Raw genomic sequence first — 26,058 nt, 5'->3', positions numbered from 1 at the left:
TTATCCACAATTTTGTGGATAATTGTCGCGCGGATGTGGAAAAGTGTCTGGTTTCATCACACGATCATAACAATCACGACACCGGCAGTTCGGGCAGATCGAGAGGAGGAAGATCGTCCAGGCTGCTCAAACCGAACTGCCGGAGAAACTCAACCGTCGTGACATATAGGATTGGGCGTCCAAGGGTTTCGAGACGTCCGCCTTCTGCGATAAGGTCGCGCGACAGGAGTGCGCGCAGCACGCCGCTGCTGTCAACGCCGCGAATGGCTTCGATCTGCGCCCGTGTGATGGGTTGGCGATAGGCAATGATAGTCAGCACTTCGAGCGCAGCCGCCGACAGGCGAGATGATGGCGGCGTTCCCAGGAACCGCTCGACGACCGCTGCCGCTTCCGGTGCGGAAACCATCTGGATACGATCGGCGTCGCGTTGCAGGCGGACGCCGCGCCCGGCGCAGGCTGCCGCTAGATCGTCGAGCGCCTGTTCGATGGCATCCGGCGAGAGATCAAGGACGCGCGCCAGTTCGGTGACCGTGACGGGTTCACCGGCGACGAAGAGCAGCGCTTCGATCAGTTGCACCGTTGTCGGCGCGGATGGGGCCGGAATGTCGAGAAGCGGCGATTGTTCCATACGATACATCCACGAGGGACGTGAAGCAGCACGAGGGGGCGTGTGACGGGCAGGCGCCTTGTTTTCTGAGTCTATCGTATTGTGCGCTTTTGGGCGCTTTCATCTTCCGCTGCCTTACGATATAGAGTGAATCTCACGCGGGAATGTCGTCAGCGACTCGGCGCCATCAGCCGTGATGACCACGTCATCTTCGATGCGCACACCACCTATGCCACGCAGGTAGATGCCAGGCTCGACGGTAAACGTCGCACCAATCGGCAGCGGCGCCTGGCTTCCGGCAACGATGAACGGCGGCTCATGCACATCGAGACCGATGCCGTGCCCGGTGCGATGGATGAAGAACGGTCCGTACCCGCCGCGTTCAATGACCTGGCGCGCTGCGGCATCGATCGACGCGCCGGTCGCGCCGGGTTGCGCCGCCGCGTCCCGTCCGGCCGCATTTGCCGCCAGCACCAGATCGTACACGCGACGCATCTCGTCCGATGGATGCCCGACTACACATGTGCGGGTAATGTCCGATACATATCCCTGATACATAGCGCCTCCGTCGAACACGACCATGTCGCCATCCTGCAACGCCCGATCACCGCTGGTATGGTGCGGGTTGGCGCTGTTCGGTCCGCTGGCGACCGTCGTCTCAAAGGCGGGCTGGCATCCAGCCGCGCGAATGGCGCGTTCCCACAGATCGGCGATGTCGCGTTCGCGCATGCCTGCCCGCACCTGTGTTAACGTCTGGTGCAACGTCGCTTCGATGACCTGCACCGCAACACGCATCGCTTCCAGTTCCGCCGCATCCTTAACCATCCGCAGTTCTGCCAGGAGAGGCGTGGCATCAACGAACTGTGCGCCGGGAAGCGCCTGTTCCAGCGCACGCAGTTCAAACACGCGCATAACGGTATGCTCGATGCCGACGACGCTTCCCTGCCCCAGACCGGTATCACGCACCGCGCGCATCAGGGCATTTCCCGGTCCCTCATCATCGCCCCACGGATAGGATCGAAACACAGCGCCCGTGGTCTCAGCCACGCGCCCATACTCCAACCCGGGAACCACCAGCGCTGGTTGCCCCTCAACCGGCGTCACCATTACGGTCAGTCGCAGACCGGCGTGGAATGTCAGACCGGCAAGATAGCGCAGGTTGCTTCCTGGAACTACAGCCAGCGCGTCGAAACCATGACGGCGCAGAGCCGCCTGAATGCGTGGGATTCGTGGAGACGTAAGTGTCACCTGTGCCATCACTGACCATCGCTTTCATGTTGTGGGAAGCGCACCCGGGCAACCGTCCATTCATCACCAATGGTCAACGAGAACTCGCCCTGGAGATCGTCCTGCACCAGGGTACGAATGATATGCAACCCCAAACCGCTGCCGCCGCTCGATGGTTCGGCGGTTGCTGCACGGGTTGGACCGTCGTCGCGTACTTCGACCGTGATCATGCCATCGTTCTCTGTCGTCTCAATAATCACGCGCCCACCCTCTGCCGCCAGTCCGTGGGTCATGGCGTTGACAATCAGTTCATTCAGCACAATAGCCAGCACGGTTGCATCGCGCGATCCGACGCGCGCCTGATCGCCGTGAATTTCGAAGTGGATGGGGCGTTCCGGCGACGACAGGCTGAGCCGGGCGCTTTCGGCAATCTGCCGCGCCACGGCATCAACCGTTGTCACCCCAATATCTTCGTGGCAGAGAAGGTTGTGGACGCCGGCAATCGCTTGGATGCGCGCCACGCTGTCGCGCAGCGCAAGCGCGCCACGGTCGTTGGGCGCCAGGCGGCGTTGCTGCATCGTGAGCAACGCCGAAATGGTTTGCAGATTGTTGCGCACGCGGTGGTGCATTTCTTGCAACATCGCCGACTTGACTGCCAGTGCGCGCAGGCTTTCGTCGTACAGGCGCGCATTCTCGATGGCAATCGCCGCCTCATCAGCGAACGTCGAGAGGAGCCGCATATGCTCATAATCGAAATGGCGCGCTTCACCCGTGTAGAGGCAGATGGCGCCAATCGTCCGGCCCTGCTGAACGCGCAAGGGCATACAGAAGAGCGAGTAGAAGTTTTCGCGCGCGGCGATCTCTGCCAACTCGGGAAAGCGAGAGTCGTTAAAGGCATTGTGGACGGCCAGCGGGCGCGCTTCACGCACTGCCTGGGCAATGAACGTGGGAGTTTCACCGCGCGGCGAGCCGCCATAGGTTGCAGCGAGTTCCAACCGTCCGTCGTGACCGACGCGGAAAATGTCGGCGCGCTCGGCGCGGGACAACTCCACCGCCTTGACCACAATCAGTTTCAACACCTCTTCAAGGTTGAGTTGCTCGGCAATGCTTTTCGAGACCTGTTGCAGCGTCGTCAGTTCACGCACCTTCTGGTGCAACTGTTCGTCGGTTTGCTGGTAGAGTTGCGCGTTGACGATAAAGAACGCCAGTTCGCCGGCGACAGTCTCAACGAAATTGATCTCTTCCGCTGTGAAATCACGCGGACCATAGGTTTGAATGGTAATCACGCCTTGCAACTTCGCGGCGCCAAGATGAAACCGTTCGACGCTAAAAAGGACAATCGGGACGGCAAGCATCGAACGGTACGGTTCCTCTCCCAACCCTGGCTCGATGTGGAAACGCGGCTCGCGGCGTACATCGCGCACGGCAATCGGACGCCCTTCCCGCGCCGCCCATCCCGTGATGCCCTCCCCAACACGAATGCGCACCTGTCCAATAGCGGCATTATTCAGCCCGTGCGTCGCCCGCAGGGTGAGATCGTCGGTGTTCTTGTCGTACAGGTAGACCGAACAGACCTCCACGCCGATCACTTCTGCAACGGTTTCGACCACCAGTTGCATTGATGTGTCCAGGTCGAGAGTGGAGTTGGCGGCGGAGATAATGCGGTGAAGACCTTTGAGTTCCGCCATGCGGCGCACCAGATGGCTTTCCCACTCACGGGTGCGCTGCTCTTCGCGCGCGGCGCCGTATGCCAGCAGCAATTCGGAGAGCGCCACACCCGGCTCGACGCCGTGCAACTCCGACAGCGCCAATCCGAGTTCCGCCAGCACCTCTGGTTCACCATCCTGACGATACCAGAGCGCCCCCAGTTGACGGAGCAGCACACGACGCTGATCGTTCGACTGACTGACCGTCAGTTGATCGATGACTTCTGCGATATTCGGCAGCGATGCCCGCAGTTCCTCCACGAGCATCGGGAGGAAGGAAGTGTGTGCGCTGTGCATACAGACCTGCCAGACGACGAAGTTTTTGTGACGCGACACGCATATTATATCAAACTACGCTGATTGAGAAAGGGGAGATTGCCCGCCACATTATCGAGGAACGCCTGACGACCCCTTCGCCCCGTCTCACTTGCTCACCGGCGCTTCCTCTGATATGATCCTTGCGCACAAAGACGACCTTCCGGCATGATGCTCATCCCGCCAGACGCTGCCGTTGCGGCAGTGCATACGACGCCAGCGACTGTTGCCGACAGTTATCGGCGGTTACTGACGCTGGTCGGAATCGCGGCGACACCACGCCGCGCCATTCTGATCCCACGATACGCGCGATCTCTGCCCTTCCCCGGCGCCGGCGCAACCCCCTGGCAACTGGAAACGATGACGCGCCTCTTCCTTCGTGCAGGGGTCACCTCGATCACGGCAGTTCTGCCGGCCCGTCACTCCGACATGCACGGGTACACCGCAATTGCTGCTGCGCTTGGCATCGATGCGCTACGCAGTGCGCCGCAGATCGACCATGAGACGCTGATTGTCGTGCTGATCCCGTGCCGGATTGATCGCCACAACGGACTGTTCGGCGCGACCCCCGGTGTGGCGGCGCTCTTCCATTCAGCCGCAGCAATACGCAATACGCCACATACCCTCCCTGCCCTGGCGCAGGTGCGACGCCGCGGAGCGCAGCTGCTGGCAGTGGCGGACGCAACGACAATCAGCGATGGACGCGATGCCAAAACGGAGTACGCCGAGGTGCGCAGCGTGCTCCTGGCGTCACGCGACCCTGCGGCGCTCGACGCAACGATTGCTGCACAGTTCGGTCTCGATCCGCTCCAGGATGTTGCCTGGCTGCACGAGGCGCATCGGCAGGGTTGGGGAACGGCGGACCTGCATGCGATGGCGATCTGCGGCGATGTCGAGGCGCTCAATGATCGGTGGGGGCTTGCGCCGCCGTCGCCCCGTCGGGCAATCGGTTGCTGCCGACGCTGGACAACGGCAGACGCAACGACTCTGGTGAGCTGGCTGCGCCATACCGGTTGGGGGCGGCTGTTCCGCAACTACCAGACGCGCTATGCTCTCCACAGCAGGAGATAGTATATTGGAATCGGGACGGCTACAGTGCCAGGCGCAGCGATTGTAACCCGCGCAGCGCAAAATTGTCGCGCCACGCGATGCGTTCATCGAGCAGGCGCATATTGGGGAAGCGACGTACCAGGGTGCTGATCGCCACCTGCCCTTCCAGCCGCGCCAGCGGTGCGCCAAGGCAGTAGTGCGGACCATGCCCGAACGACAGGTGCCGCACATCGCTGCGCGTCAGGTCGAGCCGCGCCGGGTCTTCATACTGCGCCGGATCGCGATTTGCCGAACCGATGAAGACAGTCACCGTCTGCCCGGCTTCGATACGATGCCCTTGGAACTCGATGTCGGTCAGTGCGCGGCGACTCGTCATCTGCACCGGACTGTCGTAGCGCAACAATTCTTCGATAGCGGAAGCGGCAAGTTCCGGCTGATCGCGCAGCAGCGCAAACTGATCGGGATGGCGCAGCAGCGCCAGCGTGCCGTTGCCGATCAGATTGGTGGTCGTTTCGTGACCGGCGAGGAGCAGGAGGATACTGTTGGCAACCAGTTCCTGTTCGCTCAGTCGATCTCCGCCATCTTCCGCCTGCGCCAGCGCCGAGAGCAGGTCGTTGCGCGGTGCGCGACGTCGTTCAGCCACGAGCGCCAGAAAGAAGTCGGTCATCTCGATCACCGCCTTCAGCGCCACAGGAAACACCTCGGCTTCAGGGCGCGTCGTGCCGCCAATGAAGGCTGCCAGACTATCCGACCAGCGACGAAACTGGTCGTGCATATTAACGGGAACGCCAAGCATGTGGGCAATGACCGTTACCGGCAGCGGGTAGGCAAACTCGCCGATCAGTTCAATCTCGCCGCGCGCCGCAGCCACATCGAGCAACTGATCGACAATGCGCTGCACCAGCGGACGGTACGACTCGACGACGCGCGGCGTGAAGGCGCGATGCACCAGTGTGCGGAGTCGGGTATGGTCGGGCGGATCGGTGAAGAGCATCATCTTCGCGCGCGCCTCGAAGAGCGGCGCCAGCCCGGTGTCCGCCAGCCATTGCGGATCGACCTGAAACTGATCGGCGCCCAGGCGCGGATCGCGCAGGAAGAACTGAACATCCACGTAGCGAAACATCTGCCAGTCACCTCCCGTCCAGCGGATCGGTTGTGTGGCGCGCCAGTAGTCGTAGATCGGGTAGGGATTCTCAATGGCTGCCGGACTCCAGAGTTCGGGCAGCGGATCAGGTGCGTGATGCATGGCAGTCCTCTTGTCGTTGTATCCACCGCTCTTATGATACGATAGCATCAACCTTATCTTTGCAAAAAATGCCCTCAAGCCTTTCAGCGTCGGGCTGAGTCGCCGCCTGACCGTATCCTGCCCGAGGCTGCCGAGAGGGAGGCAATGCCGTCAGTCGATCTTGCGCCGAACAATCCATATGGATTACCGCTGCGGGCGCCGGTGATGACGGCTGCCGGTTGCCTGGGGTTTGGCGTTGAGTATGAACGCATCATTCCGCTCAAACATTTGGGCGCCATCGTCACCGGCAGCATCTCGTTGCACGGCAGGCGCGCTCTGCCGCCGTTGCGACTGGTCGAAACGCCGGGTGGGGTGCTGAGCGTGGGCGCATGGCGCGATCCGGGGTTGACACGGGTATTGCGCGAATACGCTCCTGCATGGGCAGCCTGGGAGACGCCGGTGATTCTAAGCGTCGCGACGGATCATCGCAAGGTCGCGGCAGCGCTCGAAGGCGTCGAGGGAATTGCGGGCATAGAACTGACCGTTGGCGACGATTGGAGTGCGGCGGTGAGAGTCGTCGCAGCGGTGCGCGCGGTGACATTGCTGCCGCTGCTGGTCAAACTGCCATTGCACGCGCGCTTGATCGCTACAGCGCGCTCGGTCGTCGATGTCGGCGCCGACGCCGTGACCATTGCCGCACCGCCGCGTGCCAGCGCAGCAGACCCGCACACCGGCGAACTGGTGCATGGTTGGCTCTCCGGTCCTGCCATTCGTCCGCTGGTGCTGGAGGCAGTCGCTGAAGTGTGTGCCACGCTGCCCGCGCCGGTCGTGGCGTGCGGTGGGATCGTGACTGCCGCCGACGCACGACCCTTTCTGGCGGCAGGCGCCATTGCAGTGCAGGTAGGATCGGCATTACTCGCCGATCCGTGGGCAGCGGTGCGCATAGCAGAGGCGCTGGAGAATGCGCCCTGACCAGGCTTCCCCGGTAGAGCGCCGTCAGGCGCGCACGTGTCCATCACCTTCCACCACCCATTTGTAGGAAGTCAGTTCACGCAGCGCCATCGGTCCGCGCGCATGAAGTTTCTGGGTGCTGATCGCAATCTCGGCGCCTAACCCCAGTTGCCCGCCATCGTTGAAGCGGGTCGAAGCATTGACGAATACCGCCGACGAGTCGACCGCCTGCACAAACGCTTCCGCCGTCGCCGGATCGCGGGTGATAATCGCGTCCGAATGGTCGCCGAAGCGCGCAATATGCTCCAGCGCCTCGTCCAGCCCCGCCACAACGCGAATGGAGAGGATCAGCGCCATGAACTCTACGCCGAAATCGCTCTCCTGTGCAGGGACGATCTGCGGAGTGTCGAACCCTGCGGCGCGCAGGAGCGCCATGGCTTCTTCATCAACGCGCAGTTCAACGTTGCTGGCGAGAAGATCGCGGGCAACCGCCGGCAACATCTCGGCTGCGACCGCGCGATGCACCAGGAGCGTGTCGAGCGCGTTGCAGACGCTCGGACGTTGCACCTTGGCGTTGTGGACGATAGGAACGACCATCTCCAGGTCAGCCGCCTGATCGACGTAGATGTGGCACACACCAATGCCGCCGGTAATCACCGGGATGCTTGCCTTCTCGCGGCAGAAACGGTGCAGCCCCGCACCGCCGCGCGGGATAATGACATCGACGTAGCGATCAAGGCGCAGCAACTGCTCGACCAGCGCGCGGTCCGGGTTGTCGATCACCTGAATAGCATCGGCGGGAAGCCCGGTCTGCGCGAGAGCGTTCTGGATCAAGCGCGTCAGCGCCGCGCAGGATCGGGTGATCTCCTTACCGCCGCGCAGAATCGCTGCATTGCCCGATTTCAGGCAGAGCGCAGCGACATCGACCGTCACATTGGGGCGCGCCTCGTAAATAACGCCGACAACGCCGAGCGGCACGCGACGTTTGTGCACCCGCAGTCCGTTCTCCAGCACGGTCGCATCGAAACGCTCACCCACCGGATCGGGCAGTCCGGCAACGGTGCGGGTATCGGCGGCAATCGCAGCAAGGCGCTGCGGCGTCAGCGTCATCCTGTCGATCAGGGCAGGTGACAGCCCGGCATCGCGCCCGGCGGCGACATCATCAGCATTGGCAGCCAGCACCTCAGCCGCATTGGCTTCGTCGAGCAGCGCCGCTGCAATTGCTTCGAGCGCCGCATTCTTACGCTCCGTCGGCATCAATGCCAGGCGCCTCCCGGCAGCGCGGGCGCGCGCGCCAATCTCTTCAAGGTTCGTCATCGTTCGCTCCTGACGAAACATGCCATACGGTCTGGTCTCATCATTTACAACAGCACCATATCATCGCGGTGCACCGCTTCGGGACCATAGTCGAAGCCGAGCGTTTCGGCAATCTGCGACGATTGCAACCCGCGAATGCGGCGAAGGTCAACCGCCGCGTACTGTGTGATACCGCGTGCAATCTCCCTGCCATCGGTTGCATAAATGCGAACAGTTTGCCCACGGGCAAAATCGCCTTCAACGGCGACCACGCCGGCCGGCAAGAGACTCTTGCCGCCTGTCATCAAGGCACGTGCCGCGCCTTCATCGACGACAACACGGCTATGACGGACGGTTTCCGCAAGAATCCAGCGTTTTCGGCTCTCGACGTTTGTCGCCTGCGCTGGAAAGCGGGTACCGATCGCCTCACCTGCCACGACGCGCGCAATAACATCGCGTTCAGCGCCACGCGCGATCACCACCTCAGCGCCACTGCGCGTCGCCAGGTCTGCCGCCTGAATTTTGGTTAGCATGCCACCCGTGCCACGTATATTGCTTCCGCCTGCGATCGCATAGATATGTTCAGTAATTTCGGGTACCAGGTCGATCCGCGTTGCAGATGGATCGCGGCGCGGATCGGCGGTGTAGAGACCGTCAATGTCGGTCAGGATCAGGAGCAGATCGGCATCGACCAGGTTCGTGACCAGCGCTGAAAGATTATCGTTGTCTCCGACGCGAATCTCACTGACCGCGACCACATCGTTTTCGTTGACGATTGGCAAAACATTGTGCATCAGGCAGGCGAGCAGCGTATTGCGCGCATTCAGGTACCGATTCCGGTCCGCCAGATCGCCGCGGGTCAGAAGCGTCTGCGCCACGGTAATGCCATAGAGTTCGAAGATTTGCTCATACAGATGCATCAACCGGCTCTGTCCAACCGCCGCGAGCATCTGTTTGAGCGGAATATCACGCCGTCGCGCCGGAAAGTTCAAGCGTTCACGCCCCACAGCGATAGCGCCGGAACTCACCAGCACGATCTCAACCCCCTGACTGCGCACCGCAGCAATCTGCTGCGCCAGCGCCACGATTGTCGGGCGATGCACCTTATCGGCGCCGGCGGTGAGAACATTGGTGCCGACTTTGACAACAATGCGGTTGGGATAGGCCATACGTTCAGGTATGAGGCAAGAGGCGCGGGCAAGAGGCGAGAGCGCGCAGGCGCGGGTGTGGGCAGAGAGCCGTTGCATTCCAACGGCTCTCCGGCTCACGGCGCCAGACGATACCCGACTCCCCATTCAGTCAGCAGCAATTTCGGTTCACGCGGGTCCTGTTCAATTTTGCGGCGCAGATGCCAGATATAGACTTTGAGATAGTCGTTGTCCTTCGTATACTCATGCCCCCACACGCCGCGTAGAAGTGTTTCGTGATCGAGCACCGCGCCGGCATGTTCGGCAAGCAGGAGAAGCAGATCGTACTCGGTTGGCGTCAGATCGACCGGCTCGCCACGCACCAGCACCTCACGCTTCTGCTTGTCGATCATGATTTCGCCGCCGCCAGCGACGATCGGGCGATTGGGAGAGGGCACCCGTCGCAGCAGCGCTCGAATGCGCGCCGTCAACTCGTCCATATTGAACGGCTTGGTCAAGTAATCATCGGCGCCGCTTTCAAGCCCGGTGACGATATCCTTGCTCTGTGTACGCGCTGTCAGCATCAACACCGGCATCTGTGAGAACTCGCGCAACCGCCGACAGACCTCCCATCCGTCCATTTCCGGCATCATTACATCGAGGATCATCAGATCGGGATGTTGGTCACGCACCATCTGTAATCCCTGAGCACCGCTTTCAGCCTCAATCACGCTGAATCCTTCATGCTCGAGGTTGATACGCAGCAGATCACGCAGACCAGGCTCATCATCCACGATCAGAATCCGACGCTGCTCATTCCCCTGCATGGTCTCACCCTTGCCTCTCACGCCACACCGGCGCCAGTACATGCGGATTGATTCGGAAACCTGTACAGAGCCTCTGGCAGTATGCTACCGCAATTGGGCGAACAGCGCCGCCACGTCATCGGTTGTAAGCGTCCCAATGCGGACATACCGGATCGTCCCCTCTGGATCGATAAAGTAACTGACCGGTATCGGTGAAATCTGAAACAACCGCGCCGCTTCTCCATCGACATCCAGCGCAATCGGATACGTGACACCGTACTGCTGCACGAACGCTCGTACCGCATCATCGCCGGTCTCCTGCCGACGCAGATTGATGCCGACAATCACCAATCCTTCGGACTGCAACCGCTGATACGCCGCCTGCAACGCCGGAGTTTCTTCCTTGCACGGCTCGCACCACGTTCCCCAGAAATTGACCAGCACGACGTTCCCGCGCAGGTCTGCCAGACTCAGGCTGCCGCCATCCAGCGTCGGCAGCGTCAGGTTCGGCGCGGGGCGGTTCACCTCGCCGATGGCAGGTAACGTGGCGTTGTTTCCACGACCAACCGCGAACCAGACCAACAAGATGACGACGACGCCGAGGAGTGCGCCAACCGCAGATGTTATGACTTCGCGCCTGCTGACGCCTCTCCGTTGAGGCGATGCGCGTTTCGGGAGTGTTGTTTGTTCATTCATAGGTGTAAACGTTGATGCTCTGCATTTTAACACATTTGTCAAAGGCTGTATAGCGGCAATGATCCGCGCATGGTGTCATCTTTCCTGCTGCTCAATTAAGGTGGTTGTGTTGTCCGGCAGTGACGAGTGACGAGCGTCCGCCTGATATGCGATATTCCGGGACGTTTCCTGAGCCTCTGTGTTGTGCAATCGACGAGATCGTTGCCCCCAACCGTGCACAGACACGGTCTGCCTCATCTTTGACAGCGTGCAAGACACGGGATAGTCTGGTCGCAGACCGGTCTAAAAAGGATTACTGTTAACATGTTTCTCCGACTTATACCAATGACTTGTGAATATCGGGCATGGTCACCCCGAGCAGCGCGAGGGGTCGTGCGCGACCCGCTCAGATTCCTCGCTGCGTTTACCCTGAGCGAAGCGAAGGGCTCGGAATGACACGCATGCGGCATCTTCAATCGTCATTGGTAGTATTGGCGCGCGTCCGTCAGGGTGAGCGGATCATCACTTTCCACGGAACGCCGGTCGCTATCCTTGCGCCGGTGGAAGAAACCTCCACACGTCCATACACCAAGGTCATCGCCGAACTCCGGGCATTTCGCAAAGGGCGGCGCCTGAGCGGAACAACCACGCGCGAGTTGATCGAGGAAGGGCGATCATGAGCGTCGATCAGCGGTTTGTCCTTGATGCATCTATCACGCTTGCCTGGTGTTTTGAGGACGAGAGCAGCGATCTGGCTGATGTGGCACTGGATCGGTTGGCGCAAACCTCAGCGCTGGTTCCTGCGATCTGGTCTCTGGAGATCGGAAGCGCCTTGCTCGGCGCTGAACGACGTGGAAGGTTGAGCCAGGCGGAAAGCAATCGCTTTCTATGGTTGATTCGGGTGTTGCCGATTGAAATAGAAGCGCTCGCAGCGCCTCGAATGCTGAGCAATGGTGTCGCGCTCGCGCGTGAACAGGGGCGGTCCACCTACGATGCCGCGTACCTGGAGCTGGCGATGCGCAATGGGTTGCCGCCGGCAACGCTCGACACAGCGCTGCAACGCGCAGCAAAACGCTGTGGCGTCCATCTCATACCAATTACCTGTGACCATCCGGCATGGTCACCCCGAGCAGCGCGAGGGTTCGCGCGCGACCTGCTCAGATTCCTCGCTGCGTTTACCCTGAGCGAAGCGAAGGGCTCGGAATGACAAGTATGCGGCATCTTCAGTCGTCATTGGTATCATTTCGTGACGCTCAGCTTCAACAAGGCTCAGCCAACGACCGACAGCGCGGTCCGAGAGTTGTGAAAACCAACTCTACCTGCGCACCTGATCGATCAGACGCTGCGCTTCGTTGGCGACGGGCGATCCGGTTGGCGCAATTGAGATAATGCGCTGCCAGACCTCGATGGCTTCGTCGGTGCGCGGCGGTTGGGCCGATGCCAGGCACGAGCCAAGATTGAGCAGCAGGCGCGTATCTTCGGGGCGTGCTGCGGTGGCCGTCTCCAGGTCCTTCAATCCCTCCACCACAAACGTCTGATCCCCCACGCCGGCGCCATAGAAACAGCGGGAGGCGCCGAGGTCGCCGCGCGCGACTGCGTTGGTCGGATCGAGTTCGAGGACGCGCTCATAAGCCTTTGCCGCTTCGAGCCAGCGCGGCAGGCGTTGCTGATACAGCACGCTATTGGGCGCCTGTTCGCGCACAATCTGGACACTGTCGTAGAGGAGGTTGGCATAGTCCAACCACGCCTGCGCATCGTTCTCGTTCTGTTCAGCAATCTGACGGGCGCGGGCGATCATGGTCTCCAGCGCGTCCATCGGCGAAGTTGTGGGAGTAGGGACCGCTTGCGGCACACTTCCGCCACCGGTCAAGATTAATCCGCCAATGATCGATACCAGCGCAATCGCCAGCACCGCAATCACCGCTGCTGCCGGACCCGCAATTGCCGCCGCCGCTGGCTGGTTGATGGTCGGACGGGGGTTGAAATCACGGGGGCGTTCTGCGTGCTGTGCTGGGGGAAGCGGACGGTAATCGGGCACGTCCTGGAGAGACGCCTGACGCTGCGCATCGTACTGTGCGCGGCGCTGCGCATCAGAGAGCGTCGCGTATGCCTCGTCGATGCGTGACAGGCGCTGCTGCGCTAGTTCGACCAGTTCCGCAGCGGCGCCGTTCAACTTTTGCGGATCATACTGTTCGCGCAGACGCTGATAAGCGGCGCAAATCGCCTCTTCATCAGCGTCGGGCGCAACCTGCAAGATGTCGTAGAAATCCTGCGTTGCCATATCAGCGCGAACTTACAAAGCGCGCCAGTTCGCCAAACCCGCGCGGCAGGCGCACCCGCCGCCCTTCGAGCGCGCCACGTCCTTCGAGTGTGCGTCGCACCACCGCAATCAGTCCACCGGTGACGCCAATGATGACCCCCAACCACACCAGCATCACCCCTGGCTTCAGGCTGAGCGTGATCACGGCTTTCGCAGGATCAACCGGCAGGTTCAATCCTTCGACGCGGATCAGCACCCGCCGCTGCACCGGATCGAACGCTGCCAGCGTCGCCTGGTGGCCGCCGGGCAGTTCGGCTGGCAGGTCGACAATATTGCCAACCGGATCCGATGGGCTGGTCACCAGGCGCACCTTTGGCGTCAGTTCCACCGACTGCCCTTCGTAAGTGACGCGCAGTTTCGCCCCCACATCGGCGCTGCCGGTGGTATGCGCATCCGGCACATCGAACGCCAGGAAGGTGAACTCATACGGTCCGACCGTTCCCGACTCGCCAACGCTCATATCGGCCATATTGCGGTCATACGGCGGTTGATACTCCGACGGCGAAATATAGACATCGCGGAACAGTTCGCTGCGGATTGAAGGGGTCGCCATCGTGGCGCCCATCGTCTGATTGAAATAGAGTTGTGGTGTGGCACGGAACGTTTCGTTCCCATGGGTTACGGTCAGATCAAGAATACCGCGCCCTTCCGGCGTCTGCCGCCAGCCATTGAACGTCACCGAATACCCGAAGGCGCTGACACTTTCCCCTTCCGGCACGAGCAGGCGCACCTCTTCCGTGGCGTACAGGGTCGAAGCGACTGCGCCAACCAGGAAGACCATCAAACCGACGTGCGCCAGGTAGCCGCCGATGCGCAGCCAGCCGCTCCGCAGCGTGCGGACGATCATCAGGACATTCGTGCCAAGCGCGAACGCGCACAACGTTACATACGCGAGCGGCAACGGATCACGCGCGCCGAGCACCAACCCGACACACGCAACAAGAACGGCGAAGAGCGCCGGGAAGCGCAGCGCGCGGAGGAGCGAGCGCTTATTCGTGTCGCGCCAGCCGAGCAACGGACCGACGATCAGGAGAATAACCAGGATCAGCCCCAGCGGCGGCACGGTCGTGCTATAGAAATCCCCCACCAGACCGAAGCGCCCATCGGCGAACGGCTGCGCGTTGGGGTTGAACGTCGTTCCATCGTCAATCCTGAACGAACCGGCGAAGATCGACTGCAACTGATGCCCAACGCCGGGGATGGCCGAGATCAGCGGCATCGACGTGCCTAGCCCGACAACCGCTGCAATCACCAGCAACGCAATGATCCCCAGGACGAAGAAACTATCACGCGAGAGCAATTTATCGGAGAGCGGCTTGCCGGGAATATCGCGCCAGCGCCACGCCAGGACGCCGAAGCCGCCAATCGCAAGGATCGCCAGCGACGCGAAGAGAACCGTTTTCAGCCCCTCCTCAACGAACGAATGCACCGAGAACGACGACAGCACGCCGCTGCGGGTCAGGAACGTCGAGTAGAAGACGAAAATATAGGTGGCGATTGCCAGAGCGAACGTGGTGCGTCGTAAGCCATGACCGGTGCGCTGCACAAGCATCGCGTGGAGCAATGCCGTGGAAGTCAACCAGGGAACCAGCGACGAATTCTCAACCGGGTCCCATCCCCAATAGCCGCCCCAACCCAGCGTCTCATACGCCCAGTAGCCGCCAAGCAGCAGCGCCAGACCGAGGAACACCCAGCCCGCCAGCGTCCAGGGCAGCGCGTCGTGGACCCAACCGTCGTAATCGCGGCGCCACAATCCTCCCATCGCAAATGCGAACGGCGCCGCCATCAACGCAAAGCCGACGAACAGCACCGGCGGGTGGATGAGCATCCACATATTCTGGAGCGTCGGGTTGAGTCCCTTGCCGTCCGGCGGCGTCACCGCCACGCCATTCTGCATAAAGGGCACGAACGGGTTACGGATCAGCATATAGAAGAGAAGCGCCGCCTGAATCGCCATGAACACGGTGAGGACATACGGCTCGGAGTGGCGCGTGCGGCGCACCAGAAACTGCGCCGCGATCACGCCCCAGAGCGCCCAGATCACGAACGATCCCGGCTGCCCGGCCCACACCGCCGCAACCCGAAAGGCGGGATCGAGCGCGCGATCGGTGTAATTATAGACATACTCAATATCATACCGCTGCGCGACGAACAGATAGTTCAGCAGCGCCACGACCGCCAGCACCGCAACCAGCGTCATGCGCACGCCGACCCGTCCGAAAGTCAGCGCAGCCAGATTGCCGCGCGGCGCCAGCGCATACCCGGCAGTCGCCAGTAGGGCGGATGCCAGACCGGCGATGATCAGTGTTGTTCCAAGCAGATACATGCCACCCTCGAATTCTAGCGGTCGGCGCTTATCCCAACAAGCATGCGCCGCCATCGTGGTGAGGAGCGCAGCGCCGATTCTGTCAGGCAGGAATATCGCGCTGTCGCGCTCGCAACAACGCCGGACCGTCAATCATTCAGCAAGGCTATGACCGTGCAGCCGATTGCATTTCCTGATACTTCGATGGGCACTTGACGAGCAGATCATCGGCGAGGAAAACCCCGCGCGCCGTGTCGTAGTGCCCAATTGCCACGATGCTGACAGCCTGCTCGAAGTTCGATGGCTTGGGTTTGGCGTAGACCACCGGGATCATCTTGCCCGTGCTATCCTGCAACATAAAGACAAAGTTGCCATCAGCATCGTACCTGCCCATATCACCGAGGTATCCAGCGAGTTGCACACTGCGCCCACTCTGCGTTGCTTCGTCGATACTGACTGTGTATGGTCGATACGACGCCGTGAGTCCGTAGTAGCCCAGCGCTATTGCCAGCGCAATAACCGCCGCACCGAGCAGATGCAGCGGCTTGACGGCGACAGCGCGGCGCACAGGAGGGGAGAAAGTAGCCATACATCGTCTCCTGATCGTCAAAAATCATTTCTCATCGGTCATCGACACGGTCTCGCGTGCGTGCCCGTTGCGCGTTTCGAGGGTCGCACGCGGCGCAGCCGGCGGCTCGGTTGGCGTCTCCTCGTCGAGACGGCGGCGCAATTCGCGAGTGGCGCTATCGATCCGCCATAGGAAGATGAAAATGCCGATCCAGACCGTCAGCGCCACTGCCAGCGCTGTGTAGATCGCAATCGCCGGCTCAAGCAGGAAGTTCATACGCCACCTCCCGTCGCGCCAGGCGCTCCTGCAACAGCAGCACGTCGGCGCGGAGTCGATACAGCCAGATAAACAATCCCAGGAACCCGATATTCGCCGCCATGAACGTCCAGAAGGTACGGCTATTGCTCAGCAGCCCGCTGCCCGGCGCTTCCATATTGAGCAGCGCCCGTCCATTCGCCAGATCGACGCCTTCGACCGCCAGGAGGAACTGCTGGCCGGGGAACTCAGGGCGATCCGCTGGCTTGCCGCTCGCCAGTTCAAACGACGGCTCGAGCAGCGCAACCTCGCGCAAGCCGGGCATGCGCACTTCCACCTGCGCCACGACGAGATCGCCGCGCTGTTCGATCCCCTGGAGCGCCAGCACCACATCGCCGAGTTGACCAATGCGCGTTCCGTTCAATTCCAGCCAGATGCCATCGCAATGGCTCCCCTGGATGAACGCACAATTCGGGTGCAACGTGCTTTGCGCCATACGCGGCGCAACAAACAGGAGAAACGGCATAGTCACCGCAGCGAACAGATTGTACACGGCTGAAAGCCGCCGCCGTCGTTCGACATCATCGAGCGCAGAACGCAGCGCAAAGTAGGCGGCATAGATCAGCAACAGGATGAGAATGGTCGTTTCGCGCGGGTCCCAGTTCCATGGCGTGCCCCAGACGATATTGGCGAACCACATGCCCGAAACGGTTGCCAGCGCGCAGAACAGGAACCCGGCTTCAGCCGCCGCCACCGCACCCGCATCGTCCGCTGCGCGGCGCTTCCAGAGATACCGGATGCTGTACACCGCAGAAACCGCGAAGGCAACAGTGGTTACCCAGGCAGTGGGAACGTGGAGAATGATAATGCGCCCGGCGTCACCGAGACCGACGTACTGCGGCACGACCAGGAACATCGCAATGATGATCCCGGCCATCCAGGCGCCAAGGAGGATCCTGGCAGCCTGATCGAGGCGAAGCCTGTCACTCATGGAGCGGCTCTTTCTAGGCATCGCGCGGATGCTGATTGCTGAAATGATACTACATGTGCCGAGGTAAATCAAATGTTTTTACGGTTCCCATACGCTGTTGAACAGGAAAAGTGAAGCAGTAAAGAGAGCAATTGTATACCCCGCCAGCACCTGCAAGGCGCCAATGCCGCTCTCCCATCCGCGTCCCGCCAGCGCATTCGCGCTCCCCTGGATGGCGACCACCAGCAGCGGCGCCAGCAACGGGAACGACAGTACGGCAAACAGCGCCCCCTTCACGCTTGCGCGCGCAATGATTGCCGCGATCAGGGTGGTGGCCGCCACCAACCCCAGGCTGCCGGCCAGCAGCAATGCCGCCAGCAACCCCGGGTTGCCGACCTGCACCCGCAGCATAATGATGAACAATACGGTCGTCACCACGACGAGCAGCAGCAGCAATGCCAGGTTGAAGAGCAGTTTACCGAGGAAGACGGCGGTTGGGCGGGCAGAGAGGCGTAACGCAGCGGCGGTGCGCGCCTCTTCCTCCTGCACGAATGCGCGCGCCAGACCGGTGAATGCCGCAAACAGAATGGCGACCCACAGCAGAGCGGCGTGAATCATTGGTAAGTCGGCGTTGCGCGAGATGGTCAGCGGTCCCATGCCCAGACTCATTGCCACGACCGTGCTGACAGCAAACAGCAGAACGGCATTGAGCGCATAGCGCGTCCGCAGTTCGCTGCGCACGTCTTTGCGAAAGACTGCCCACGCCGCCGTCAGCAGTGGCGCTTCTGGCGGCGCTGTAGCGGCGGCAGGCTCAACCGCGCCCTGGGATGAAAGATGCGGATCCATCGCCTTGTCTCGTGATGGCGCCCCGACTCCCGGTTTCCCGGAATGTCACCCATCGGAGGCGCTATTGCCCCAACCGCAAGATATAATCGCCAAACCGCTCTTCGCGTGGGTCGTTGGTGGCGATGACCGTTATACCGCGTTTGCGCTGCCGGGCGATCACCTGCTCAACCAGCGCCACGCCGCGCGCATCGAAGGTGACCGTTGGCTCATCGAGCGCCAGGAGACGCGGACGGTGCAGCAGCGCATAGGCATAGCGCAGTCGCTGCGTCATGCCCGACGAATACGCCGCCAGCAGATCATCGCCGCGTCCGCTCAATCCGACTTCATCGAGAAACGCTTCCAGCTCGGCGCGGGTGCAACGAATGCCGCGCACGGCGGCGAAAAATGCCAGGTTCTCCAGCGCGGTCAACTCACGGTAGAGGTGCAGATCGGGCGCAACCCAACCAAGAAGGTGCAGCGCCTCCGCCGGGCGAAAGACGGCGTCGTCCATTCGGATCGTCACCGTCCCGCGCGCCGGGCGCTGCAACCCGCAGATCACGCGCAGGAGCGAACTTTTGCCGCTCCCATTTGCGCCGGCGACGACGAGGGTCTCACCGGTGCGCAACTCGAACGACACGCCCGCCAGTACTCGCCGCGCGCCATACTCGATTGAAAGGTCATCTACTGTCAATTGCAGAGTGTCGCTCATCCTTGCTCTTTCACGTCGGCCAGCGGTTGTGGGGTATGGTACCGCGAAAGGGGTGTTCCGGCAAATAGGGTCCGGGTTTCGCGCCTCTGTTCTGCGCCACGATTCCGTTCTTTCCCAGGGTGGCGCCTTTCAAGGGCAATGCTGTGGTTGTCGCGCAATGCAAGCCATAGGCTTGCGAACAATCGCCGCATGGGCGTTCATCACATCTCGCTTGCCGCATCTCGCGCGATGGCGCCCACGCGAGACATCCCGGCGATCAGGTATAACGCAATGCATCGGAATTGGCGAGAACGTGCGATTTTGAGCCTCAATCATACACAAAGGGTCCTTGCGATGGATTAAAACTCTTGACTCTTTTTTGACCATATGCTATAGTTCCCTTGCAACTTCTGGTGATCAATCTATCTCCGAGTTCTCGCTTCAGCACCACCAGACGAAGATTGACTGAGAAGGCATCTGTGTGCCGATAGGGTTCTTGCGTCCCTATCATCAGTTTACCTGCGCTTCGCGCCTGGATGGAGGTTGAAAGGGATCGTTCCTCAGTTTTTAACTTCTCTGTTCTTTAGCGTTTGAAAAGAAACCAAAGAGGCGTCATGTTGGTATCAGGTCAGTTTCAGTCCTGTTGTGGTGTTACATCTTCTTGAAATGGGCAATTATGTAGTTTTATCAATTATGAGGGCGAAATCGGACATTGTATGTCCGAGAACAGCCGTGGATCGTCATTATTAAGTGCATGCAAGATCGAGGAGGAAAGCCAATGACGACGATGAAGGCCGCTGTTGTCCACGACTTCCAGCAACCGTTGCGCATCGAGGAATTGCCCAAGCCGGAGCCGGGATTCGGTGAGATTGTGGTCAAAATCGAAGCGTCTGGTTTGTGCCACACCGACATTCACGCTGCGCATGGCGACTGGCCGGTGAAACCAAAACTGCCATTTATCCCTGGTCATGAAGGCGTAGGCATTGTCGAAAGCGTCGGACCAGGCGTGACAAATGTGAAGGAAGGTGACCGCGTCGCGATCCCCTGGCTGGGATATGCGTGCGGCGATTGTAAATACTGTGCGTCTGGTTGGGAGACGCTCTGCGAACGTCAACTCAACACCGGCTACTTTCTTGATGGTGCGTATGCTCAGTATGCCAAAGCCTTCGCAAAATACGTGGGCATCGTTCCTCAGGGCGTGTCGCCGCTCGATGCTGCGCCGCTCACTTGTGCCGGCGTCACGACCTACAAGGCGGTCAAAGTCTCCGGGGCGCGCCCTTCGGAGTTGGTCGCCGTTTTTGGCGTCGGGGGATTGGGACATCTGGCGTTGCAGTACGCGAAGATCGCCGGAGCGACGGTCGCAGCGATCGACCTGCTCGATGAGCGGTTGCAGACTGCGCGGGAACTCGGCGCCGATATTACGATCAACGCCAAAACCCAGGATCCGGTGGAAGAACTGAAGAAATGGGGCGGCGCCGACGCCGCGATCTGCGTAGCAGTCTCACCGAAGGCGTTTGAGCAGGCGTATCATTCATTGAGTCGGGGCGGACGACTGGTGTTTGTTGCCCTTCCCGCCGACAATTACATTCAGTTGCCCATTTTTGAGACCGTGCTCAAAGGCATTCACGTGATTGGCTCGATTGTCGGCACCCGTGCCGACCTGGCGGAGACGTTTGCGCTCCATGCTGCCGGGAAGACGCGCGTGCTCTATGAGACCCGCGCGCTCGATCAGGTGAACGAAGCGTTCGACGATGTCGAGCATGGACGGAATAAGGCGCCACGTATCGTTTTCTCTGAATTGTAATCGTATGTGAGGCGCAGGGCGCGGCAACAACGCGCCCCGCGCTATGGCAGGGCATCCACGTAGCGCGCGAAGGACCACGACGTTGCGCTAACTTCCCGCACCCGCTTGCCGCGTACAACAGTGACGCGCATAACTCTCATCGCGCACCTCTCATCAGGCATGGTGCTATAATGACCCTCCGTACAGGAGGAGTCGTATGCCGTCGCCGTTTCCAGGAATGGATCCGTATCTCGAAGGCGAATTGGTTCAAGCGTTCCACGAGCGCCTGGCACATCAGATCAGCGTCAAACTCTTGCCGCAGATCCGCCCGCGCTTTGTCGCGCTGTCGGCGAAGCGGCGGAATCCCTGCCTGGCGCTGGCGGGGTACGATCTGTTGGATGATACACAACCGCCGCCGCCACCTGCAATGCGCACTGAAGACCTTGCCTGGATCGATGAGCGCCTGCGTGCAGCAGGTGTGCGCTCTATGACGACCGTATGAAATCGAAACCGACACACCGCGTTGTGGTGACCGGTATGGGAGCGGTGACGCCCCTCGGAATCGGCGTGTCCGCATTCTGGAATGCCTTGCTGGAAGGGCGATCCGGCGTCTCGTTTGCCACACGCTACGACATTGCCACTATTCCATATGTCATCGCTGCCGAGGTGCGCGATTTCGACCCTCGTGACCACATGGACGCAAAGGCGGCGCGGCGTATGGCGCGCTTCGCGCAGTTCGCAGTTGCCGCGGCCGGTGAGGCGCTCCGCGATAGTGGATTGAACCTCGACGCCATCGACCGGACGCAGATCGCGGTCGATGTTGGCACGTCGCTCGGCGGCACAGCTGAGGTCGAGGAGCAGGCGCTCACATTCGAAACCCGAGGACGCCGGCGGGTAGATGCCTTTTATATGCCAACGTTCATCTCCAATATGGCATCGTGTCAGGTGGCGATGCAGTACGGTCTGCGCGGTCCCACAACGACGCCGGTGCTCGCGTGCGCCACCGGAACCTACGCCATTGGCGAGGCGGCGCGCATGGTGCATCGCGGTGATGCACTGGTTGCGGTCTGCGGCGGGACCGACGCTGGGGTGACGGCGCTCAACGCGATGGCGTTTGGCGTCATTGGCGCGATTGCGCCTCCCGGCGACGATCCGGCGCGCGCGGTGCGCCCGTTCGACGCCCATCGCAAGGGGACTGCCGGCGGCGAAGGATGTGGTATTCTGGTGCTCGAACAGTTGGAGCACGCCCTGGCACGCGGCGCGCGCATCTACGCCGAAGTTGCCGGTTTCGGCGCAACCGGAGATGCTTATCATCTCACTGCACCCGCGCCTGGTGGTGAGTTTGCTGCGCTCGCCATCAACCGCGCGATCGACGATGCCGGGTTGCGCCCAGAGGATGTCGATCATATCAGCGCCCATGGCACCGGCACCCCGCTCAATGATGCCGCCGAAACCGCTGCAATCAAGCGCGCGCTCGGCGACCATGCGTATCGCGTGACGGTCAGCGGCATCAAGTCGATGATCGGGCACACGGCGGGCGCGGCAGGCGCGCTGGCGGCAATCGGGTGTATTAAGAGCATCGAAACCGGCATGGTTCCGCCGACGATCAACTACGAAACGCCTGATCCGGCGTGCGATCTCGATTATGTGCCTGACCGGGCGCGCCGCCAGAATGTGCGGGTTGCGCTTGCGAATGCGTTCGGCTTCGGTGGGCAAAACGCCGTCGTCCTGTTTCGCCGCTATGAAGACCATCGCTAGAAATCGGTCACAGGTCGGGTTGACCTACTTTGAACGTGTGCTGGAACGGCGGCGCGCCGCCGATCCGGTGGCGCTCACTGCCTTTGGTCGGCATGTTCATTTTGGGTTCTGGGAAGAACCGGCGCGCGCCGATGGTTCGATTGCCGATTTCGTGCGCGCCGCCGATGCGCTGACCCTGCGGATCATCAGAGCGGGCAACGTGCGCTCCGGTCACCGCGTGCTCGATGTCGGCTGCGGCCTCGGCGGCACGCTGGCGTTGCTCAATGAATCCTTCGATCAGGTCGAGCTGCTGGGACTGAACATCGATCCGTCGCAGATCGAGCAGGCGCGCTACATCGCCTGTGCCCGCCCCGGCAATCTGGTCGATTTTTCGATAGGCGACGCGATGCGCCTGCCCTACGCCGATGAGTCGTTTGACACGGTGCTGGCGGTTGAGTGCAGTTTTCACTTTCCCAATCGCGAGCGATTTCTCCGCGAAGCGTATCGGGTGTTGCGCCCTGGCGGACGCCTGGCGCTCTCCGATTTTGTGCCAACCTGGCTGATGCGCACCGCTCTCTGGATGCTCGGCGGATCCATCGAGCGAATCATCGAGCCGAGTTTTGGACCGTTCGACTTGAGTTACACACTTGGCGTCTACCGGCGCACGGCGCGTCGCATCGGACTGCAACCGGTCGTGATTGACGATATTACGCGCGGTCTGCTGCCAACCTTTCCCGTCTGGCGGAAACTGATCCGTTACCTGCTGCCGGATCACTATGGTATGGCGGAACTCTTTACTGCCTTTGGCTGGCTGCACCGCCTGCGCCTGATGCGCTATATGGTGCTTGCATTCGAGAAAACAGCGCACGAGAAAGCGAGCGGAACGACATGATTATTATCGGTAGCAGCAACGGCGGCGTGGGCATTGCCGCCGGATGGTCCGTTTTGCAGGCAGGAGGATCGGCGCTCGATGCCGTCGAAATGGCAACGCGGCTGGTGGAGGACAACCCCGATGACCATTCAGTCGGCTACGGCGGGTATCCGAATCTGCTCGGCGAGGTCGAACTCGATGCCTCGATTATGGACGGAACAACATTGCGGGCAGGCGCAGTCGGGGCGCTCAAGGGGTATCGTTACGCCATCAGCGTTGCCCGGCGGGTGATGGAGGAACTACCGCATGTCATCCTGGTCGGCGAGGGGGCGGCGCGCTTTGCCGCCGAGATTGGTATGCAACGCGAAAACCTGTTGACGGAGCACGCCGAGAAGGTCTGGCGCGCCGGTCTGGAGGGGCGCGCGATGATCGATTGGCAGGGTGTGCCCGAACTGGTCGCCGCGCTCCTCCGGCGGAGCGCCACCTTGACCAGCGACCCCGAACGTGTGACCGGCACGGTCAACTTCATTGCGCAGGATCGCCAGGGGCGGATCGCTTCGGCGGTCAGCACCAGCGGATGGGCATGGAAGTATCCCGGACGCCTCGGCGACTCGCCGATTATCGGTGGCGGCAACTATGCCGACGACCGCTATGGCGCAGCGGCATGCACCGGATGGGGCGAAGCGGCGATCCGCGCAGCGACTGCGCGCAGTGTCGTCCTGTACCTCAAGGCGGGCTATCCGCTCGAAGAAGCGTGCCGCGAAGCCTTTCGCGATCTTGCGCCTATCCTGCGCGGTACGCCGAATGTCATGAGCCTGGTGGCGATTGATCGACACGGTAATCATTGCGCGATGACCACGGCGGAAGAGCGCACTTACGTTTATCAAGCCGATGGTATGGATCAGTTCGTTGAACTGCCGCGCATCGTTGTGACTATCGACTGAGACGCTGAACGATTTCGGTGCGGCGTCTCCCCGAACGATGCATGGGGTCTGGACGCGGGAGGTTCGCAGGACGCGACGCGAGGGGGTGAACGGGCGGTTGTCCCCTGGCGCACAACGAAGAAGAAGGGGAAGGGTCTCGTCCCGCATGCCAGAAGATGCTCGTTATCATGCTCGATCTCAGTCTTTTGGCGGCGAGTTGACCAGCGTACCGGTCCGTATGCTATAATCCGGCGAATGACAGGAGTACTCGCCGGATCATGCGATGCCGTCTGGTTGCCATTCTACTGGTTGCTGCGCTGCTCGCCGCATGTGAGTCGGGCAGCACGCCCGAAACCTCTTCCGCTCCGACGACTGTTGCACAAGATTCCAGCGTTGGACCACTCCTCCTCTGGCATGGATGGTCGGGCGGTGATCGGCAGGCGCTGGGGCGCCTGGTGGATCGCTATAACCGTCAGCAGCGCGACGGGCGTATTGTGCTGCAATCAGTGCCGCTGGCAGGCTTCGCCGCCGAACTGCGCGCAGCCGTGGCAGCAGGCAGTGGTCCTCATCTGATTCTGATTCCAAATACCTGGATCGGTGGGCTGGCGGAGGCGGGGGTGTTGCTGCCGCTCAACGATCTGGTGCCGGCGCAGGAGACCGGTACGCTTCTGCCGGTGACGCTGGCGGGAGCGCAGGCGCGCGATGCCGCCGGAACACTGCGGTTGTACGGTGCACCGGTACGCTTCGATACGCTGGCGCTCTACTACAATGCTGCCAATCTCACCGAGCCCCCCGCCGATACCGCAACCATGCTCGCTGTTGGACGCGGCTTGAGCGACCCGGAAGCCCAACCACCGATCTGGGGACTGGCGCTCAACCTGTCGTATGACAATATGATCGGGTATCTCTACGCCTTTGACGGGCGGATATTCGATGACAACGGGCAGGTTGCGCTCGGTACAGCCGGTCGTGCTGGCGCAGAACAATGGCTCGCCTGGTTGATCGCGCTGCAAAATGATCCGCGCATTCTGGCGCGGAGCGAGAGTAGCATCCTGGTCGATCGTGAATTGAAAGATGGGCGCGCCTTTATGACGTTTGATTGGGCGCATCAGATCGGTGTCTATCGTGGTCTGTGGGGCAATCAGATCGGCATTGCGCCGTTGCCACGTCTGAGTGAAACGGGACGGGCGCCACGTCCATATGTGCGCGCAGATGTCCTGGCGATCAATAATCTTGCCGGGGTACGTGAGCGCGAGGCGGCTGCACGGTTTATCCGTTTCATGATCAGCGAAGAAGCGCAGGCTGTTCTGCTGCAAAGTGATATGCAACCGGCATCGCGCACACTGGCGCTGACCGGCGATTCGCCACAGGAGATCGCCGCACAGGTGTTTCGCGTCCAGGCGGAACAGGGGCTTCCCATGCCCAACTCGAGTGTGCGCGCCTTTGTGGAGCAGGAAATCAAACGCATGCAACGCCAGGCGTCGCTCGGTCTCACCACACCATCCGATGCAGTTACTGAGGCCGACCGCCGGCTGCGCGAACGATTGGAACCTTCTGCGCCAATGCCTTAACCGATGAGTCCGCGGCGATGCTTCCGGGCATGGAGCGACAGATGGAAGCCTGCCGCCGCGCTCGATGCCGGACCGCAGGACACCGTACTCGCGTCCCGGTGAGGCTGCTCCCCTGAACCCTGCCCGCGACGCTGGATGCTTCCGTCTGCGCAGGTGTAGTTTGCCAGGAGCACGACCGCGCCCTGCTGCGGTTGATGGCTTGTGGAAAGAGATTGCCTACAGTATAATACCCGATAGCCGTATGGTTTATGCTTCAT

25 protein-coding genes are annotated in these 26,058 nt (G+C 61.2%); 10 read left to right on the top strand and 15 right to left on the bottom strand.

Annotation, left to right across the window (positions count from 1 at the left end; translation table 11 throughout):
- Positions 1-73: 73 nt before the first annotated feature.
- The 3 genes from scpB to RCAS_RS23050 form a co-directional block, all read right to left on the bottom strand.
- Entirely contained in the window at positions 74-628 is a 555-nt protein-coding gene (gene scpB / locus RCAS_RS23060) for an SMC-Scp complex subunit ScpB (RefSeq protein WP_041331320.1), read from the bottom strand.
- 114 nt (positions 629-742) lie between these two features.
- Positions 743-1,864 carry a M24 family metallopeptidase gene (locus tag RCAS_RS23055; protein WP_012122889.1) on the bottom strand — a complete coding sequence of 374 codons (1,122 nt, stop codon included), beginning with the start codon at positions 1,862-1,864 and terminating at the stop codon, positions 743-745.
- Positions 1,864-3,837: a GAF domain-containing protein gene (locus tag RCAS_RS23050; protein ID WP_041331318.1), complete on the bottom strand. Its 1,974-nt coding sequence runs from the start codon at positions 3,835-3,837 to the stop codon at positions 1,864-1,866. The genes RCAS_RS23055 and RCAS_RS23050 overlap by 1 nt, the downstream gene beginning before the upstream one ends.
- Before the next feature lie 186 nt (positions 3,838-4,023).
- Between RCAS_RS23050 and RCAS_RS23045 the strand changes: the two genes are divergently transcribed.
- On the top strand, positions 4,024-4,926 hold the full coding sequence (locus RCAS_RS23045; protein ID WP_012122887.1) for a hypothetical protein: 903 nt from the start codon (positions 4,024-4,026) through the stop codon (positions 4,924-4,926).
- Between the two features lie 19 nt (positions 4,927-4,945).
- On the opposite strand, the gene RCAS_RS23040 is transcribed toward RCAS_RS23045, so the two are convergent.
- Complete coding sequence (locus tag RCAS_RS23040) at positions 4,946-6,151, bottom strand: cytochrome P450 (RefSeq protein WP_012122886.1); 1,206 nt, start codon at positions 6,149-6,151, stop codon at positions 4,946-4,948.
- A 144-nt stretch (positions 6,152-6,295) separates the two neighbouring features.
- On the opposite strand from RCAS_RS23040, the gene RCAS_RS23035 reads away from it, so the two are divergent.
- Positions 6,296-7,102 carry a nitronate monooxygenase gene (locus RCAS_RS23035; RefSeq protein ID WP_012122885.1) on the top strand — a complete coding sequence of 269 codons (807 nt, stop codon included), beginning with the start codon at positions 6,296-6,298 and terminating at the stop codon, positions 7,100-7,102.
- 24 nt (positions 7,103-7,126) lie between these two features.
- On the opposite strand, the gene RCAS_RS23030 is transcribed toward RCAS_RS23035, so the two are convergent.
- The 4 genes from RCAS_RS23030 to RCAS_RS23015 all read right to left on the bottom strand — a co-directional run bounded on the left by RCAS_RS23030 (position 7,127) and on the right by RCAS_RS23015 (position 11,006).
- Positions 7,127-8,398 (bottom strand): glutamate-5-semialdehyde dehydrogenase, encoded by a 1,272-nt coding sequence (locus RCAS_RS23030; RefSeq protein ID WP_012122884.1) that lies wholly within the window; start codon positions 8,396-8,398, stop codon positions 7,127-7,129.
- A gap of 44 nt (positions 8,399-8,442) precedes the next feature.
- Positions 8,443-9,546 (bottom strand): glutamate 5-kinase, encoded by a 1,104-nt coding sequence (proB, locus tag RCAS_RS23025; RefSeq protein ID WP_041331316.1) that lies wholly within the window; start codon positions 9,544-9,546, stop codon positions 8,443-8,445.
- A gap of 95 nt (positions 9,547-9,641) precedes the next feature.
- A complete protein-coding gene (locus tag RCAS_RS23020) occupies positions 9,642-10,331 on the bottom strand; it encodes a response regulator transcription factor (RefSeq protein ID WP_012122882.1) in 690 nt (229 codons plus the stop codon).
- Positions 10,332-10,415: 84 nt separating this feature from the next.
- On the bottom strand, positions 10,416-11,006 hold the full coding sequence (locus tag RCAS_RS23015) for a TlpA disulfide reductase family protein (protein ID WP_012122881.1): 591 nt from the start codon (positions 11,004-11,006) through the stop codon (positions 10,416-10,418).
- A 440-nt stretch (positions 11,007-11,446) separates the two neighbouring features.
- Between RCAS_RS23015 and RCAS_RS23010 the strand changes: the two genes are divergently transcribed.
- Positions 11,447-11,665: a hypothetical protein gene (locus RCAS_RS23010; protein WP_012122880.1), complete on the top strand. Its 219-nt coding sequence runs from the start codon at positions 11,447-11,449 to the stop codon at positions 11,663-11,665.
- Positions 11,662-12,192 carry a type II toxin-antitoxin system VapC family toxin gene (locus tag RCAS_RS23005; protein ID WP_012122879.1) on the top strand — a complete coding sequence of 177 codons (531 nt, stop codon included), beginning with the start codon at positions 11,662-11,664 and terminating at the stop codon, positions 12,190-12,192. The genes RCAS_RS23010 and RCAS_RS23005 overlap by 4 nt, the downstream gene beginning before the upstream one ends.
- 108 nt (positions 12,193-12,300) lie before the next feature.
- Here RCAS_RS23005 and RCAS_RS23000 read toward each other — a convergent pair whose 3' ends face one another.
- The 7 genes from RCAS_RS23000 to RCAS_RS22970 form a co-directional block, all read right to left on the bottom strand.
- Complete coding sequence (locus RCAS_RS23000; protein WP_012122878.1) at positions 12,301-13,266, bottom strand: tetratricopeptide repeat protein; 966 nt, start codon at positions 13,264-13,266, stop codon at positions 12,301-12,303.
- Position 13,267: 1 nt separating this feature from the next.
- Entirely contained in the window at positions 13,268-15,631 is a 2,364-nt protein-coding gene (gene ccsA / locus RCAS_RS22995; protein WP_012122877.1) for a cytochrome c biogenesis protein CcsA, read from the bottom strand.
- A gap of 145 nt (positions 15,632-15,776) precedes the next feature.
- Positions 15,777-16,199 (bottom strand): cytochrome c maturation protein CcmE domain-containing protein, encoded by a 423-nt coding sequence (locus RCAS_RS22990; protein WP_012122876.1) that lies wholly within the window; start codon positions 16,197-16,199, stop codon positions 15,777-15,779.
- Between the two features lie 24 nt (positions 16,200-16,223).
- Complete coding sequence (locus RCAS_RS22985; protein WP_012122875.1) at positions 16,224-16,454, bottom strand: hypothetical protein; 231 nt, start codon at positions 16,452-16,454, stop codon at positions 16,224-16,226.
- Complete coding sequence (locus tag RCAS_RS22980) at positions 16,438-17,445, bottom strand: cytochrome c biogenesis protein (protein ID WP_012122874.1); 1,008 nt, start codon at positions 17,443-17,445, stop codon at positions 16,438-16,440. The genes RCAS_RS22985 and RCAS_RS22980 overlap by 17 nt, the downstream gene beginning before the upstream one ends.
- Positions 17,446-17,502: 57 nt before the next feature.
- Positions 17,503-18,249, bottom strand: a complete 747-nt coding sequence (locus RCAS_RS22975; protein ID WP_012122873.1) for a heme exporter protein CcmB — start codon at positions 18,247-18,249, stop codon at positions 17,503-17,505.
- Between the two features lie 61 nt (positions 18,250-18,310).
- Positions 18,311-18,937, bottom strand: a complete 627-nt coding sequence (locus RCAS_RS22970; RefSeq protein WP_012122872.1) for an ABC transporter ATP-binding protein — start codon at positions 18,935-18,937, stop codon at positions 18,311-18,313.
- Positions 18,938-19,694: 757 nt separating this feature from the next.
- Here RCAS_RS22970 and RCAS_RS22965 point away from each other — a divergent pair.
- The 6 genes from RCAS_RS22965 to RCAS_RS22940 all read left to right on the top strand — a co-directional run bounded on the left by RCAS_RS22965 (position 19,695) and on the right by RCAS_RS22940 (position 25,801).
- Positions 19,695-20,720 (top strand): zinc-dependent alcohol dehydrogenase, encoded by a 1,026-nt coding sequence (locus tag RCAS_RS22965; RefSeq protein ID WP_012122871.1) that lies wholly within the window; start codon positions 19,695-19,697, stop codon positions 20,718-20,720.
- Between the two features lie 196 nt (positions 20,721-20,916).
- Positions 20,917-21,201: a DUF4058 family protein gene (locus RCAS_RS22960; protein ID WP_012122870.1), complete on the top strand. Its 285-nt coding sequence runs from the start codon at positions 20,917-20,919 to the stop codon at positions 21,199-21,201.
- The gene (gene fabF, locus RCAS_RS22955; RefSeq protein WP_012122869.1) at positions 21,198-22,457 is read left to right on the top strand and encodes a beta-ketoacyl-ACP synthase II; all 1,260 of its coding nucleotides are present in this window, start codon (positions 21,198-21,200) and stop codon (positions 22,455-22,457) included. Before RCAS_RS22960 ends, fabF begins: the two co-directional genes overlap by 4 nt.
- Positions 22,441-23,328 carry a class I SAM-dependent methyltransferase gene (locus tag RCAS_RS22950; protein ID WP_012122868.1) on the top strand — a complete coding sequence of 296 codons (888 nt, stop codon included), beginning with the start codon at positions 22,441-22,443 and terminating at the stop codon, positions 23,326-23,328. Before fabF ends, RCAS_RS22950 begins: the two co-directional genes overlap by 17 nt.
- Complete coding sequence (locus tag RCAS_RS22945) at positions 23,325-24,251, top strand: N(4)-(beta-N-acetylglucosaminyl)-L-asparaginase (protein WP_012122867.1); 927 nt, start codon at positions 23,325-23,327, stop codon at positions 24,249-24,251. The genes RCAS_RS22950 and RCAS_RS22945 overlap by 4 nt, the downstream gene beginning before the upstream one ends.
- A gap of 257 nt (positions 24,252-24,508) precedes the next feature.
- Positions 24,509-25,801, top strand: coding sequence for a sugar ABC transporter substrate-binding protein (locus RCAS_RS22940; RefSeq protein ID WP_012122866.1), 1,293 nt, complete (start codon positions 24,509-24,511; stop codon positions 25,799-25,801).
- Positions 25,802-26,058: the final 257 nt, after the last annotated feature.

Source organism: Roseiflexus castenholzii DSM 13941, from assembly GCF_000017805.1.
GTDB lineage: Bacteria > Chloroflexota > Chloroflexia > Chloroflexales > Roseiflexaceae > Roseiflexus > Roseiflexus castenholzii.
Note: the sequence above shows the minus strand (reverse complement) of the source record. Positions and strands in the feature narration are given on the sequence as shown.

Coding starts and splice junctions, on each gene's coding strand:
- scpB (WP_041331320.1), bottom strand. CDS start 628: ATGGAACAATCGCCGCTTCTCGACATTCCGGCCCCATCCGCGCCGACA.
- RCAS_RS23055 (WP_012122889.1), bottom strand. CDS start 1,864: ATGGCACAGGTGACACTTACGTCTCCACGAATCCCACGCATTCAGGCG.
- RCAS_RS23050 (WP_041331318.1), bottom strand. CDS start 3,837: ATGCACAGCGCACACACTTCCTTCCTCCCGATGCTCGTGGAGGAACTG.
- RCAS_RS23045 (WP_012122887.1), top strand. CDS start 4,024: ATGATGCTCATCCCGCCAGACGCTGCCGTTGCGGCAGTGCATACGACG.
- RCAS_RS23040 (WP_012122886.1), bottom strand. CDS start 6,151: ATGCATCACGCACCTGATCCGCTGCCCGAACTCTGGAGTCCGGCAGCC.
- RCAS_RS23035 (WP_012122885.1), top strand. CDS start 6,296: ATGCCGTCAGTCGATCTTGCGCCGAACAATCCATATGGATTACCGCTG.
- RCAS_RS23030 (WP_012122884.1), bottom strand. CDS start 8,398: ATGACGAACCTTGAAGAGATTGGCGCGCGCGCCCGCGCTGCCGGGAGG.
- proB (WP_041331316.1), bottom strand. CDS start 9,546: ATGGCCTATCCCAACCGCATTGTTGTCAAAGTCGGCACCAATGTTCTC.
- RCAS_RS23020 (WP_012122882.1), bottom strand. CDS start 10,331: ATGCAGGGGAATGAGCAGCGTCGGATTCTGATCGTGGATGATGAGCCT.
- RCAS_RS23015 (WP_012122881.1), bottom strand. CDS start 11,006: ATGAATGAACAAACAACACTCCCGAAACGCGCATCGCCTCAACGGAGA.
- RCAS_RS23010 (WP_012122880.1), top strand. CDS start 11,447: ATGCGGCATCTTCAATCGTCATTGGTAGTATTGGCGCGCGTCCGTCAG.
- RCAS_RS23005 (WP_012122879.1), top strand. CDS start 11,662: ATGAGCGTCGATCAGCGGTTTGTCCTTGATGCATCTATCACGCTTGCC.
- RCAS_RS23000 (WP_012122878.1), bottom strand. CDS start 13,266: ATGGCAACGCAGGATTTCTACGACATCTTGCAGGTTGCGCCCGACGCT.
- ccsA (WP_012122877.1), bottom strand. CDS start 15,631: ATGTATCTGCTTGGAACAACACTGATCATCGCCGGTCTGGCATCCGCC.
- RCAS_RS22990 (WP_012122876.1), bottom strand. CDS start 16,199: ATGGCTACTTTCTCCCCTCCTGTGCGCCGCGCTGTCGCCGTCAAGCCG.
- RCAS_RS22985 (WP_012122875.1), bottom strand. CDS start 16,454: ATGAACTTCCTGCTTGAGCCGGCGATTGCGATCTACACAGCGCTGGCA.
- RCAS_RS22980 (WP_012122874.1), bottom strand. CDS start 17,445: ATGCCTAGAAAGAGCCGCTCCATGAGTGACAGGCTTCGCCTCGATCAG.
- RCAS_RS22975 (WP_012122873.1), bottom strand. CDS start 18,249: ATGGATCCGCATCTTTCATCCCAGGGCGCGGTTGAGCCTGCCGCCGCT.
- RCAS_RS22970 (WP_012122872.1), bottom strand. CDS start 18,937: ATGAGCGACACTCTGCAATTGACAGTAGATGACCTTTCAATCGAGTAT.
- RCAS_RS22965 (WP_012122871.1), top strand. CDS start 19,695: ATGACGACGATGAAGGCCGCTGTTGTCCACGACTTCCAGCAACCGTTG.
- RCAS_RS22960 (WP_012122870.1), top strand. CDS start 20,917: ATGCCGTCGCCGTTTCCAGGAATGGATCCGTATCTCGAAGGCGAATTG.
- fabF (WP_012122869.1), top strand. CDS start 21,198: ATGAAATCGAAACCGACACACCGCGTTGTGGTGACCGGTATGGGAGCG.
- RCAS_RS22950 (WP_012122868.1), top strand. CDS start 22,441: ATGAAGACCATCGCTAGAAATCGGTCACAGGTCGGGTTGACCTACTTT.
- RCAS_RS22945 (WP_012122867.1), top strand. CDS start 23,325: ATGATTATTATCGGTAGCAGCAACGGCGGCGTGGGCATTGCCGCCGGA.
- RCAS_RS22940 (WP_012122866.1), top strand. CDS start 24,509: ATGCGATGCCGTCTGGTTGCCATTCTACTGGTTGCTGCGCTGCTCGCC.